The sequence below is a fragment of the Micromonospora sp. NPDC051925 genome, assembly GCF_044548625.1.
GTDB lineage: Bacteria > Actinomycetota > Actinomycetes > Mycobacteriales > Micromonosporaceae > Micromonospora.
In genome coordinates this window covers 23,974-37,268 of sequence record NZ_JBIUCH010000005.1, presented here as the reverse complement: position 1 = coordinate 37,268, position 13,295 = coordinate 23,974, and the positions used below count along the sequence as shown (strand labels likewise).

General features: G+C 72.5%; 9 protein-coding genes. 5 read left to right on the top strand and 4 right to left on the bottom strand.

Annotated elements, in window-relative coordinates; all coding sequences use genetic code 11:
* The first annotated feature begins 93 nt into the window (after positions 1–93).
* Together pyk and ACIG87_RS08170 are read left to right on the top strand one after the other, a co-directional pair.
* A complete protein-coding gene (gene pyk / locus ACIG87_RS08175) occupies positions 94–1,542 on the top strand; it encodes a pyruvate kinase (protein ID WP_396849319.1) in 1,449 nt (482 codons plus the stop codon).
* A gap of 170 nt (positions 1,543–1,712) precedes the next feature.
* The gene (locus ACIG87_RS08170) at positions 1,713–2,582 is read left to right on the top strand and encodes an acyl-CoA thioesterase (RefSeq protein WP_396849694.1); all 870 of its coding nucleotides are present in this window, start codon (positions 1,713–1,715) and stop codon (positions 2,580–2,582) included.
* Positions 2,583–2,688: 106 nt separating this feature from the next.
* Here the strand turns inward: ACIG87_RS08170 and ACIG87_RS08165 are convergent, their stop codons facing one another.
* The gene (locus ACIG87_RS08165) at positions 2,689–4,455 is read right to left on the bottom strand and encodes an extracellular solute-binding protein (protein WP_396849317.1); all 1,767 of its coding nucleotides are present in this window, start codon (positions 4,453–4,455) and stop codon (positions 2,689–2,691) included.
* Positions 4,456–4,483: 28 nt separating this feature from the next.
* Positions 4,484–5,995 (bottom strand): protein kinase, encoded by a 1,512-nt coding sequence (locus ACIG87_RS08160; protein WP_396849315.1) that lies wholly within the window; start codon positions 5,993–5,995, stop codon positions 4,484–4,486.
* 310 nt (positions 5,996–6,305) lie between these two features.
* Here ACIG87_RS08160 and ACIG87_RS08155 point away from each other — a divergent pair, with 310 nt between their 5' ends.
* Both ACIG87_RS08155 and ACIG87_RS08150 read left to right on the top strand, forming a co-directional pair.
* Positions 6,306–6,776 carry an RrF2 family transcriptional regulator gene (locus ACIG87_RS08155; protein WP_396849313.1) on the top strand — a complete coding sequence of 157 codons (471 nt, stop codon included), beginning with the start codon at positions 6,306–6,308 and terminating at the stop codon, positions 6,774–6,776.
* A 114-nt stretch (positions 6,777–6,890) separates the two neighbouring features.
* Entirely contained in the window at positions 6,891–7,982 is a 1,092-nt protein-coding gene (locus ACIG87_RS08150; RefSeq protein ID WP_396849311.1) for a sulfite exporter TauE/SafE family protein, read from the top strand.
* Positions 7,983–8,004: 22 nt separating this feature from the next.
* On the opposite strand, the gene ACIG87_RS08145 is transcribed toward ACIG87_RS08150, so the two are convergent.
* Positions 8,005–9,447 (bottom strand): pyridoxal-dependent decarboxylase, encoded by a 1,443-nt coding sequence (locus tag ACIG87_RS08145; RefSeq protein ID WP_396849309.1) that lies wholly within the window; start codon positions 9,445–9,447, stop codon positions 8,005–8,007.
* A 216-nt stretch (positions 9,448–9,663) separates the two neighbouring features.
* Between ACIG87_RS08145 and ACIG87_RS08140 the strand changes: the two genes are divergently transcribed.
* Positions 9,664–11,955, top strand: coding sequence for a cellulose binding domain-containing protein (locus ACIG87_RS08140; RefSeq protein ID WP_396849692.1), 2,292 nt, complete (start codon positions 9,664–9,666; stop codon positions 11,953–11,955).
* Positions 11,956–12,226: 271 nt separating this feature from the next.
* Here the strand turns inward: ACIG87_RS08140 and ACIG87_RS08135 are convergent, their stop codons facing one another.
* Positions 12,227–13,222 (bottom strand): LLM class flavin-dependent oxidoreductase, encoded by a 996-nt coding sequence (locus tag ACIG87_RS08135; protein WP_396849307.1) that lies wholly within the window; start codon positions 13,220–13,222, stop codon positions 12,227–12,229.
* Between the last annotated feature and the right edge of the window lie 73 nt (positions 13,223–13,295).

Here is a 13,295-nt window from a genome sequence, read left to right as displayed (position 1 = left end):
CGGCCACGCGCCCACCCCGCGCGTCGTCGGACCCCTGTTCCTCAGTCCGCAAGGGGTCGGCCAGCAGGTCGACCCGGAGGAGAGACTAGCCTGATGGGCGTGACACGCCGCGCGAAGATCGTCTGCACCCTTGGCCCCGCCACCTCGTCCCCGGAGCGGATCCGGGGCCTTGTCGAGGCGGGCATGAACGTGGCCAGGCTGAACTTCAGCCACGGCAGTCACGCCGACCACGAGTCGGTGTACCGCCTGGTCCGCGAGGCATCCGAGGCGGTCGGCATCCCGGTCGCCATCCTGGCCGATCTGCAGGGCCCGAAGATCCGGCTCGGCAAGTTCGCCGACGGGCCGCACGAGTGGCGCACCGGCGACTCGGTGGTGATCACCGGGGACGACATCCTCGGCACCAAGGAGCGGGTCTCCTGCACCTACCGCAAGCTGCCCCAGGAGGTGAAGCCGGGTGACCGGCTGCTGATCGACGACGGCCGGGTCGCCGTCGAGGTCAGCGACGTCACCGGCAACGACATCCGGTGTCTGGTCACCGAGGGCGGTCCGGTCTCCAACAACAAGGGCGTCTCGCTGCCGAACGTGGCGGTCAGCGTCCCGGCCATGTCGGACAAGGACGCCGAGGACCTGCGCTTCGCCCTCGGCCTGGGCGTCGACCTGGTCGCGCTCTCCTTCGTCCGCTCGGCGGAGGACATCAAGCTCGTCCACGGGATCATGGACGAGGAGGGTGTGCGTCGCCCGGTGCTGGCCAAGGTCGAGAAGCCCGAGGCGGTCGACCACCTGGAGGCGATCGTGCTCGCCTTCGACGGTGTCATGGTGGCCCGGGGCGACCTCGGTGTCGAGCTGCCGCTGGACCAGGTGCCGCTGGTGCAGAAGCGGGCCGTGCAGCTGTGCCGGGAGAACGCCAAGCCGGTCATCGTGGCCACCCAGATGCTCGACTCCATGATCGAGAATTCCCGCCCGACCCGCGCCGAGGCTTCCGACGTGGCCAACGCGGTGCTCGACGGCGCGGACGCGGTGATGCTCTCCGGCGAGACCAGCGTCGGCAAGTACCCGGTGCTCACCGTCAGCACCATGGCGAAGATCATCACCACCACCGAGGCCGGTTCGATCGGTGTGCCCCGGCTCCAGCACGATCCGCGTACCCACGGCGGCGCGCTCACCGTGGCGGCGTCCTCGATCGCCCGCGCCATCGGCGCGAAGGCGCTGGTCGCCTTCTCGCAGACCGGTGACACCGTCAAGCGGCTCAGCCGGCTGCACTGCGACCTGCCGCTGCTGGCGTTCACCCCGGTCCCCGAGGTCCGCAGCCAGCTCGCGCTCTGCTGGGGCGTGGAGACCTTCCTGATGCCGTTCGTGCAGCACACCGACGACATGTTCCGCCAGGTCGACCAGGCCCTGCTCGGCCTCAACCAGGCGACCCCCGGCGACTACGTGGTGATCGTCGCGGGCAGCCCGCCCGGCACCCCGGGCTCCACCAACACCCTGCGTGTGCACCAGCTCGGTTCGCTGGTCGACGCCGCCTCCGCCCGGGCGTTGCAGTGAGCGTGAGGAGTGAGCCGGGTTTGCGAGCCCCGCAGTCGCGAACCGGGTTGGCACAGTGAGCGTGAGGAGTGAGCCGGGTTTGCGAGCCCCGCAGTCGCGAACCGGGTTGGCACAGTGAGCGACGCGTCGGGTCCGCCGGTCCCGGAGACGGCACCGTGACCGAGCGCCCGGTGGCGACCGGCCAGGCCGCGGTCGACCAGCTCCTCGGGGTCCTCGACCTCGACCACATCGGCGAGATGACCTTCCGGGGGATCAGCCCCCCGGTCGGCCCTCAGCGGGTGTACGGGGGGCAGGTCGCCGGTCAGGCACTGGTCGCCGCCGGGCGCACCGTCGACCCGGAGCGGTTCGTCCACTCGTTGCACGGCTACTTCGTCCGCCCCGGCGACCCGGCCGAGCCGATCGAATACCAGGTGGAGAACGTCCGTGACGGGCGGTCCTTCTCGGTACGCCGCTCGGTGGCGTTGCAGCACGACGTGCCGATCTTCTTCATGTCGGCCTCGTTCCAGCGGCAGGAACAGGATCTGGAACACCAGGCTCCCACCCCGCCCGACGTGCCCGGCCCGGACGACGTCCCGACGATGTCCGACCGGCTCGCCCGCTACCCGGAACGGCTCGGCATCTGGGGGCAGATTCCCCGTCCGATCGACGTCCGCTACGTCGGTGAGCCCGGCTGGGTCCGCCCCGGCGACCGTCCGGCCGACCCGCACCAGCGGGTCTGGATGCGCATCGACGGCAAGCTGCCCGACGACCCGCTGCTGCACGCCTGCGCCCTCACCTACGCCTCCGACCTGACCCTGCTGGACTCGGTCCTGTCGGTGCACGGCGAGGTCTGGGGGCCCGGCGGCGTGGTGGGGGTGAGCCTGGACCACGCGTTGTGGTTCCACCGGTCGTTCCGGGCCGACGAGTGGTTCCTCTACGACTGCTGGAGCCCGTCCGCCTCCGGCGCGCGTGGCCTGGCCACCGGCCGGATGTTCACCACCGACGGCCGGCACATCGCCAGCGCCGTGCAGGAGGGCCTGCTGCGCCGCGCCGGCGCCTGACCGGACGCTGCAGACCAGCGGCCGGGCCGCTGCCGACCCGGCGGCCTGATCGGCGACCGCGCCGACCAGAGCGGCCGGGTCAGCGACTGCCGACCCGGCGGCCTGGTCAGAAGCTGCTGACCACCTTCACCAACGCGTCGTCGATGGTGGTCGGGTCCTTGGCGTCGAACGCCTTGCCGGCCGACGCCTTGGCGATCCGGTCCAGGGCGTCCAGGTCCGAATCCTGGTCGAAGGCCACGCAGAAGACCTTGACCGGCTTCTTCGGGTCCAGCGCGATGTCCCGCAGCAGTCGGTCGAGGTCACTGTCCTTCTGGTACTCGTTCTTGCCGTCGGTGAGCACCACCACCGCGTTGATCCGGTTCGGGTCGTACTTGTCGAGCAGGGTGCGGTGCGCCGCGCGGACCGTGGCGTACAGCGCGGTGTTGCCGCCGATCCGCAGCCCGGTCAGCTTGCTGTTGAACGTTTTCCGGTTCAGCGGCGCGAGCCGTACCTCCTCGCTGTACGGCCTCCTCGGCCGCTGCGGGGTCTCGCTCGAGAACGACCAGAGCGCCACCTGGTCGGCGGAGTTCAGCAGCTCGATCGCCTTGCCGGCGGCCTCGGTCGCCGCCTGGAACCGGGTCTGGTCGGCGACCTTGGCCTTCATCGAGCCGGAGGTGTCCACGGCGAGCAGGATGTTGGCCTTCTTGCGCAGGGTGTCCCAGCGGCCGAGGATCGCGCCGACCACCTCCGGGGTGGGCGGGTCGAAGTAGTTGAGTCGGTCGCCGCCCGGCCCGGGGACCGCGGCCAGCAGTGTGTCGGCGGGCCGGCGCTCGCTGTCCCGGAAGCCCAGTGCGGCGAAGCTGCGCTGCTGCGGGGCGTCCTGGAGGAACGTGAGGAAGTCCTCGGCGGCCTCGCGCTGTGCCGGGTCGGCCGAGGGCAGCACCACGTACGGGTGGTCGAGGTTGAAGGTGCCCTCCTTGGGGTGCACCGCCACCAGCGGAACCCGGGGCTTGCTGCCGTTCGGGCTGAGCTTGCCCTGGTTGTAGAGGTAGACCAGCTCCTCCTGGAGGACGATCGCGCTCATGTCCGTCGCCGGGGCGTCCCCGGTGGCGGCGGCGTCGGCCTCGGCGAGGTTGCGCAGCAGGTCCACCGAGTCGTCGCTGTAGTGCGAGACGTTGGCCTCGATCCGCCGGACGAACTGGGTCACCGCGGGCTGGGCGAGGTCCTCGCTGGTCAGGTCGCTGGCCCGGTTGACCGCCGCGTAGTAGGTGGCGATGGTGGCCGCCAGGCCGGAGGTGGACAGGTGCGGGTTGTCCTTGCCGAAGGTGAACCGGCCCCACTCGGGCTTTCCGAACGCCGCCCAGCCGGTGTCGCCGGAGAGGCCGAGGACGTCCGCCCAGCCGAGCTGGCCGCGCTGCTGCACCAGCTCGCCCTTGTCCTTCGGCATGGCGATGACCAGGGGGCTGTTGGCGATCGAGGGGTACTGGCCGGGGGTCTGCGCCGCCCGGCCGGCCGTCTGGTCCAGCAGCCGTAGCTGGCCGGTCCACAGTGACGAGGTGGGCAGCCACACCTGCGGTTCCGCGACCTGCGGCTGGGTGAGCGACCAGCCACCGGCCAGTGCCTCCATCGCCTCGCCGGAGTTGAGGCCGTGCACGGTCACCTGCGCGCAGCGTCCGCCGAAACGTCGGTCGGCGGCGTTGTACCGGTCGGCGAGCTGGGTGACCAGCTCGCTCTTCTCGGTGGAGGAGTTGACCTCCAACCGTACGCAGTCGGCCCGGTCCGTGGTGGGCGTCGGCCGGACGAACAGGTACGCCGCGGCGATCACCGCGAGCCCCGCGACGACGGCCACCGCGTTCGGCAGCCACGACCGGGCGGGACGCTCAGCGGTGGCCATCGGGTCCTCCAGGGGTTGGTTCGGCGGGTCAGGCGTCGGTACGGGGTGCCGGCACGGGCCGTTCGGCGGCCTCCGGCGCAGGTGCGTCCGACGGCGCGGACGGGGTCAGCGCGGTGGCGACCAGCAGACGGACACCGTAGACCACGACGAGGGTGACGGAGCCGACGGCGGCGGCGGTGCCCACGGCGGTCGTGGCGACGTACCCGGCGGCGGCGCCCACCGAGCCGAGGAAGATCGCGGTGGACATCCCCCAGGGATCGGCCCACTGCCGACGCATCCGCCGGGCGAAGCCGTCCGGGCGGGCCGGCGGTGACGCCGCCGTGGCCGGGCGGTCCGGCGTCGGCCGGTTCGCCATCAGGGTGACCGGTGGGCCCGCAGTCGTCGGCGTCGGCGCGGATGCGGTGGTCGCTCTGGTCGCCGGGAGTGTCGCCGGCTCGGTGGGGGCTGGCGGGGCGGTCCAGGCTGTCGCCGGACGACTCGCCGCCGGGGTGGTCGGCTCGGGCGGTGTCCGCCGGGCGGTCGAGGTGCCCGGGTCACCCGCCGTCGGGCCCCCCGCCGTCGGGAGCGGGTCGTCCGATGCCGGACGGGTCGCCGGCAGGGTGGGTGGCGGAGGTGCCGGCGGGGTGGCGCTCAGCGTCCGGGGCGGCGGTACGGCGGGCAGTTGCTGGGTGGCCGCGGCGTCGGTGCCGGCCCGCAGCACGGTCTGCAGCGGCACGTCGACGCTCGGGTGGGTGTCCCGCCCGAGTAGCCGTAGCAGCACCTCCTGGGCGGTCGGCCGGGCCCGGTGGTCCTTGTCCAGGCACTGTCCGATCAGGGTGGCCAGCGGGCCGGATAGCCCGGTCAGCTCCGGGGGGTCGTGCAGGACCCGGTGCATCACCACCGCGACGGCCCCGGTGCCGAACGGTGGGCTTCCACCCGCGGCGAAGGCGATGGTCCCCGCCCAGGCGAACACGTCGCTGGCCGGCCCGACCGCGTCGTCGCGGAACCGCTCCGGGGCCATGTAGGGGGCGGTGCCCATGATCCGACTGGTCATCGTCTCGGTGACGTCGAGCGCGCGGGCGATGCCGAAGTCGATGACGCGAGGGCCGTCCGCCCCGAGGATCACGTTGTCCGGCTTCAGGTCGCAGTGCACCACGTCGGACTGGTGGATCGCGGCGAGCGCGGTGGCGGTGCCCACGGCCAGCCGGTGCAGCGCGTTGCCGCCGATCGGGCCCTGCTCCCGTACGTGCCGTTGCAGGGTGACGCCCTCGATGAACTCGCTGACCACGTACGGCAGTTCGCCGTCCACGTCGGCGAAGAGGATCTGCGCGGTGCAGAACGGCGCGACCCGGCGGGCGGCGGCGATCTCCTTGGTGAACTGGGACTTCGCCCGGGGATGCTGGTGCAGGTCCACGTTGATCACTTTGACCGCGACCCACCGGCCCTGCTCGTCACGGCCCAGGTAGACCACACCCTGACCGCCCGCGCCGAGTCGACCGATCAGCTCGTACGGCCCGGCCTGGCGCGGATCCCGTGGGTTCAGCGGTGTCACGTCCGGCATCGCTGTCGCTGCCCCTATCGGCCGGTGCTCCGGTGCGCTGGTGTGTGTCGTCCACCGGCGACCCTGCCGGCGACACCGGTATGATGCCATGCCCGCGCCACCGGGTGCCGTCGCCCGGCTGGCGGCGGGGACGTCCCGGCCCCGGTGGACCGTCCCGTCGTCGAGCGCATCGCCGGTCCCACCCGGGGTGATCCGTCGTCGCCGGCGTCGGCGAACCGCCTGCACGGGCGGGGTGGACAGCCGACGCCGCTCGACCGTTCGGTGGAGGGCGGCAGCCCGGCCGGTGGGGCTGCCGACTAACCTTGCGGCCATGCGTCTCTCCGCTCGGGTCGACTATGCCCTCCGTGCGGCCGCCGAACTCGCGTCGGTCGCCGATGGTGGGAACGCCGGGCGCTCCCGTCCCGTCACCGCCGAGCAGATCGCCCGGTCGCAGGAGATCCCACCCAAGTTCCTGGAGAGCATCCTGCTCCAGCTGCGCCGGGGCGGCATCGTGCACGCCCAGCGGGGTCCGGAGGGTGGCTACTGGTTGGCCAGGTCGGCGGCGGAGATCTCCCTCGCCGAGGTGATCCGGGTGATCGACGGTCCGCTCGCCCACGTCCGGGGGCAGCGCCCCGAGCAGCTCGGCTACCGCGGCGCGGCACGGGCGTTGCAGGAGGTCTGGATCGCGTTGCGGGCCAGCGAGCGGGAGATCCTGGAGCAGGTCAGCATCGCCGACGTGGCGGCCGGTGTGCTGCCGGGGCGGATCAACGAGCTGGCCGCCGACCCACGCGCCTGGAGCTGACGCGCCGACACGGGCGGTGCGCGTCTCACCTACCGATCAGGGGGTTGACCCGAGAGCGGTCGTGCCGCATTCTCGACCAAGTCGATAGGAGATGCCGATAAGTTCGGAGGGCTCGTGCGCAAGCTTCTGATCCTCGCCCTGGTCGGGCTGGCCGCGCAGCTCGTCGACGGTGCGCTCGGCATGGCGTACGGGCTCACCTCGTCCACTCTGCTGCTCGTCGTCGGAGTCGCGCCGGCCGCCGCCTCGGCGTCGGTGCACCTCGCCGAGATCGGCACCACCTTCGCCGCGGGCGTCGCGCACTGGCGGTTCGGCAACGTCGACTGGCGGGTGGTCGGGCGGATCGCCCTGCCCGGCGCGATCGGCGCGTTCGTCGGCGCTACCTTCCTCAGCTCCATCTCCACCGAGAACGCCGCCCCGTGGATGGCCGGCATCCTGTTCACCCTCGGGGCGTACCTGCTGGTGCGCTTCTCCCGACCGCTGCGCCAGCGTGCCGATGCCGGGCGGCTGCGCGGTCGGTTCCTCGGCCCGCTCGGCCTGGTCGCCGGGTTCGTCGACGCCACCGGCGGCGGGGGATGGGGTCCGGTGGCCACCCCGGCGTTGCTGGTCTCCGGTCGGATGGAGCCACGCAAGGTGATCGGCTCGGTGGACACCGCCGAGTTCGTGGTGGCCGGGGCGGCCAGCATCGGTTTCCTGATCGGTCTGGGCAGCGAGGGCTTCCTGCTGCCCACCGTCGCGGCGCTGCTGATCGGTGGCCTGATCGCCGCGCCGGTGGCCGCCTGGCTGGTGCGGATCGTCCCCGCCCAGCTGCTGGGTGCCACCATCGGCGGGGTGATCGTGCTGACCAACGCCCGTACCCTGCTCAACGCCGGCGACGCCGGGCCGACCGTCCGCCCGGTCGTCTACGCGCTGCTCGCCGTAAGCTGGTTGGCCGCCCTGGTGCTGGCCGTCCGTGCGCTGCGCCGGACCCGCCGCGCCCGCGCCATCGTCGACGCCGCGGTATCCCCGCCCCCGGCCGCGCCGGGTGCGGCCGCCGCAGCCCCGTCCCCGTCCCCGGCCGCGCCGGCTTCCGCCGCGGACACCGCACCGGCCGCGCCGGGTGAGGCCGTCGCAGCGCCGTCCCCGGCCGCGCCGGGCGGGCCTGCCACCACGGCGTCCGGGTCCGCGTCGAACGGGGCCGATGACCGTCTGGCCGTCGCCGAGCGGTGACCTCGACGGGTGCGCCCGCGGCTCAGCCCCCGGCACCGGCCAGGACGTCGGTCGCCGCCGCGGACAGCAACTCCCAGGCCCGGTCCACCTGCTCCGGCCCGGTCAGCGGCGAACCCACCGCCAGGCGCAGGGTGTACCGGCCGTTGACCCGGGTGTGGGTCAGGAGCACCTGACCGCTGTCGTTGACCCGGCCCAGCAGCGCCGCGCTGGCCTCGTCCCCGGCCCGTAGCCGGAACGTGACCAGGGAGAACGGGTGCGGGGCGGCCAGCGCGAACCGGTCGTCGGCGAGCACCCGGGCGGCGAACCGGTCGGCCAGGGCGATCCCGGAGCGGAGGTGCGCACGCAGCCCCTCGGCGCCGTACCAACGCAGGACGAACCAGAGCTTGAGCGCTCGGAACCGGCGGCCCAGCGGGACCTGCCAGTCCCGGTAGTCGATCACCGCGCCGGACTCGCTGGCGGCGTTGCGCAGGAACTCCGGCATGACGGTCAGCGCCTCGATCAGCTCGCCCCGGTCGGCCACCCAGAAGGCGTCGCAGTCGAAGCCGGTGAGCAGCCACTTGTGCGGGTCGAAGCAGTACGAGTCGGCGTGCTCGACGCCGGCGTGCGACCAGCGCAGCTCGGGGCAGACCGCTGCCGCCCCGGCGTACGCGGCGTCGACGTGCAGCCAGACGCCGTACTCGGCGCAGATCGCGCCGATCTCCGGCAGGGGGTCGACGGCGGTGGTGGAGGTGGTCCCGATGGTCGCCACCACGATCGCCGGCACCTCGCCGGCGGCCAGGTCCGCCTCGATCGCCGTGCGCAGCGCCGCCGGCCGCATCGCCTGGGTCTCCGGGTCCACCTCGATCGCGCGGACGCCCTGCTCGCCGAGGCCGGCGATGCGGGCCGCCTTCTCGATCGAGGAGTGCCCGTGCGTCGAGGTGTACGCCCGGTACCGGCGGTCGACGCCCACCTCCCGCCAGCGGCGCTTGCTGGCCCGGTGCAGGGCGGCCAGGGTGGCGACCAGCGTCGCCGAGGAGGCCGAGTCCTGGATGACGCCGCCGCCGGGGCCGGTGGAGCGGAACGTCGCCGGCAGGTCCATCAGGTCGGCCAGCCAGTCCAGCACCACCGTCTCCAGCTCGGTGCCGGCCGGGTTGGTGGCCCAGAGCATCCCCTGGACGCCGAGGCCCGAGCTGATCAGGTCGCCCAGCACGCTGGGGCCGCTGGTGTTGGCCGGGAAGTAGCCGAAGAAGCCGGGGTGCTGCCAGTGGGTGACCCGGGGCACGATGATCTCGTCCAGGTCGGCAAGCATCGCCGCGACCGGCTCACCGTGCTCGGGCGGGGTGGTCGGCAGGGCGGCGGTGACCGTGCCGGGTGGGTCCTGGGCGGTCACCGGGCGCTGGTCGAGGGTCCGCCAGTAGTCGGCGACCCAGTCGACCACCGCGTACCCGGCGCGGCGGAACTCCTCGGGGTCCATGTGCTCAGCCATGGGCCGAGTCGATCAGGTGGGTCGCCCGGGGGCAAGAGCGGGCACGGGTTGTGCGGGCGGAAAGCGTTGTCCTACGATCCACCTGCGCGGAGTCGAACTACGGATGTCGATGTAAGGTGTCCCGTCGCCACCGTCAGTAGGGCGTACCACCCGCCGGTCCGGGCAGGCCGGCGTCATCGCCGTGCGCTGACCTCTGTGAAAGGCGTTCCCGTGCTCCTGAGCCCAACCCGTCGTCGAGCCGCGCTGCTCGCCGCCGCCGCGGCCACCACCCTCGCCGCCGGTACCCTGACCGCCGTGACGGCCTCGGCCGCCGCCGCCGGCTGCCGGGTCGACTACACGATCACCAATCAGTGGGGCGGCGGCTTCGGCGCCGACGTCATCGTCACCAACCTCGGCGACCCGATCAACGGCTGGACGTTGACCTGGTCCTACACCGCCGGTCAGCAGGTCACCCAGGCGTGGAACGCCACGGTCACCCAGTCCGGCGCGCAGGTCAGCGCCAAGGACGCCGGCTACAACGCCGCCATCGGCACCAACGGCACCGCGAACTTCGGCTTCAACGCCTCGTGGAACAACAGCAGCAACCCGGTGCCGGGAAGCTTCGTCCTCAACGGCACGACCTGCACCGGCGGCACCGCGCCGACGACCGCGCCACCCACCACCGCGCCGCCGACGACCGCGCCACCCACCACCGCCCCACCGACCACGCCGCCGCCCACCACACCCCCACCGACCACGCCGCCGACCGACCCGCCGGCCGGATCGAAGCAGATGGAGAACCTCGACCGGGGACTGATCAGCGTCCGCTCCGGTAGCGGCAACCTGGTCTCCTGGCGACTGCTCGGCACCGAGACCTCCGGGGTGTCGTTCAACCTCTACCGGGGCTCCACCAAGGTCAACGCCTCGCCGATCACCGGGGCCACCAACTACCTCGACAACGGGGCGGCAGCCGGCTCGGCGTACACCGTGCGGGCCGTGGTCAACGGTGCCGAGCAGGCGGCGTCCGCATCCGCGCTCCAGTTCGCCAACGGCTACCTGGACGTGCCGATCCAGCCACCGGCCGGCGGCACGACCCCGAGCGGGGAGGCGTACACCTACTCGGCCAACGACGCCAGCGTCGGCGACCTCGACGGTGACGGCCGCTACGAGATCGTGCTCAAGTGGGACCCGTCGAATGCCAAGGACAACAGCCAGTCCGGCTACACCGGCAACGTCTACGTCGACGCGTACACCCTCACCGGCAGCCGGTTGTGGCGCATCGACCTGGGCCGCAACATCCGCGCCGGTGCCCACTACACCCAGTTCCAGGTGTACGACTACGACGGCGACGGCAAGGCCGAGGTGGCCATGAAGACCGCCGACGGCACCCGCTCGGGCACCGGTCAGTTGATCGGCTCGTCGTCGGCGGACTACCGCAACTCCAGCGGCTACGTGCTGTCCGGCCCGGAGTACCTGACCATGTTCAACGGTCAGACCGGCGCCATCGCCTCCACCGTCAACTACGACCCGGCACGCGGCACCGTCTCCTCCTGGGGCGACTCGTACGGCAACCGGGTCGACCGGTTCCTCGCCGGCACCGCCTACCTGGACGGGCAGCGCCCGTCGCTGATCATGGCGCGCGGCTACTACACCCGGGCGGTCATCGCCGCCTGGGACTTCCGCAACGGCACCCTGACCAAGCGGTGGACGTTCGACTCGAACTCCTCCGGCAACTCGGCCGCCGCCGGCCAGGGCAACCACCAGCTCTCCGTCGCCGACGTCGACGCCGACGGCCGCCAGGAGATCGTGTACGGCGCGGCCACCATCGACGACAACGGCCGGCTGCTCTACTCCACCAACAACGGCCACGGCGACGCCCTGCACGTCGGCGACCTCGACCCGAGCCGGGCCGGCCTGGAGATCTTCAAGGTCGACGAGGACGCCAGCAAGCCCAGCTCCTGGTTCGCCGACGCGCGTACCGGTCAGATCCTCTGGTCCACCGCGGCGTCCGGCGACAACGGCCGGGGCGTCTCGGCCGACATCTGGGCCGGCAGCCCCGGGGCCGAGTCGTGGTCGGCGGCGGTCTCCACGCTGTCCAACACCAAGGGGCAGAACATCGGCCGCAAGCCGTCGTCGACGAACTTCCTCGCCTGGTGGGACGGCGACCCGGTGCGGGAACTGCTCGACGCCACGAAGATCGACAAGTACGGCACCGGCGGCGAGACCCGGCTGCTCACCGGCAGCGACGTGGCGTCCAACAACGGCACCAAGTCGACCCCGGCGCTCTCCGGTGACATCCTCGGCGACTGGCGCGAGGAGGTGATCTGGCGGACCAACGACAGCCGGGCGCTGCGGATCTACAGCACCCCGACGCAGACCAGCACCCGGATCTACACGCTGATGCACGATGCCCAGTACCGCACGGCGATCGCCTGGCAGAACACCGCCTACAACCAGCCGCCGCACCCGGGCTTCTTCATCGGCGACGGCATGTCCACCCCGCCCACGCCCAACATCTACCTGCGCTGACCGGGCAGGGAGAGGGCGGTCCGTCGACCGTGTCCACCCGGCTGTCGGCTCCCGGGCCGGCAGCCGGGCCCGGACGTGGCGGGCCGGCGACCTGCCTCGGGCCCACAAGCAGGCACCGGGCCGCCAGCCGCGGAATCCGCACAGCTGGCGACCCGGTGCACCACACCGCAGCACCCCCGACCCGTCCCGACCGGGAGTGCCGTACCACCACCGGTCATAAAGTTAGAGGTCTTGCGCGACGGTGGGGTGACGCGGCTATGAAGAGCGTGTTTCAAGCGCTCCTGGAGAGCCCGCCGACCACCTTCTCGGCCACCAGCTCGAACGAGCGCACCCGGTCGGCCACGTCGTACACCATCGTGGTGAGCATCAGCTCGTCCGCGCCGGTGCGGGCCAGCAGCTCGGTCAACTGCCGACGGACCGTTTCGGGCGAACCCAGCGCCTGACCGTCACGGCGCTGCCGGACGAACTCCCGCTCCACCTCGTTGTACGGGTACCCGGCGGCGTCCTCGGGGCTGGCCAGCGGCTCGGGCCGCCCCGACCGCAGCTTGAGGAACGACAGCGCGCTCGGCCCGGACAACCACTCGGCCCGCTCGTCGGTGTCGGCGCAGACCACGTTCACCGCCACCATCGCGTACGGCTGCGCCAACCAGCGCGACGGCCGGAAGTGCTGCCGGTAGAGCTGGAGCGCGGGCAGGGTGTGCTGCGCGCTGAAGTGGTGCGCGAACGAGAACGGCAGCCCGAGCAGCCCGGCGAGCTGGGCGCTGAACCCGCTGGAGCCGAGCAGCCAGACCACGGGGGACTGGCCCAGCCCCGGGGTGGCGGTGATCGCGCCCGGGTCGTCGCCGCTGAAGTAGTTCATCAGGTCGGCGAGTTCCCGGGGGAAGCCCTCCGCCGACAGCCCTTCCATGGTGCGGCGCAACGCCAGCGCGGTCCGTTGGTCGGTGCCCGGCGCGCGGCCGATGCCCAGGTCGATCCGGCCCGGGTGCAACGCCTCCAGGGTGCCGAACTGTTCGGCGACCACCAGCGGCGCGTGGTTGGGCAGCATCACCCCGCCCGAGCCCAGCCGGATCGTGGTGGTGTGCGCCGCCAGGTGGGCGAGCAGCACCGCCGGTGCGGAGCTGGCGATCGCCGGCATGTTGTGGTGCTCGGCCACCCAGAACCGGCGGTAGCCCAGCTCCTCGGTACGGCGGGCCAGCTCGGTGGTGTGCCCGAGTGCCTCACCGGCGGTGGCCCCGGCGGCGACCGGAGCAAGATCAAGAACAGACATCGGTACGTCGATCACGACACTGGCCAACCCGTCCCGCGCCGGATTTGTTCCCCTGGCCTGCTCTCGGCTCTGC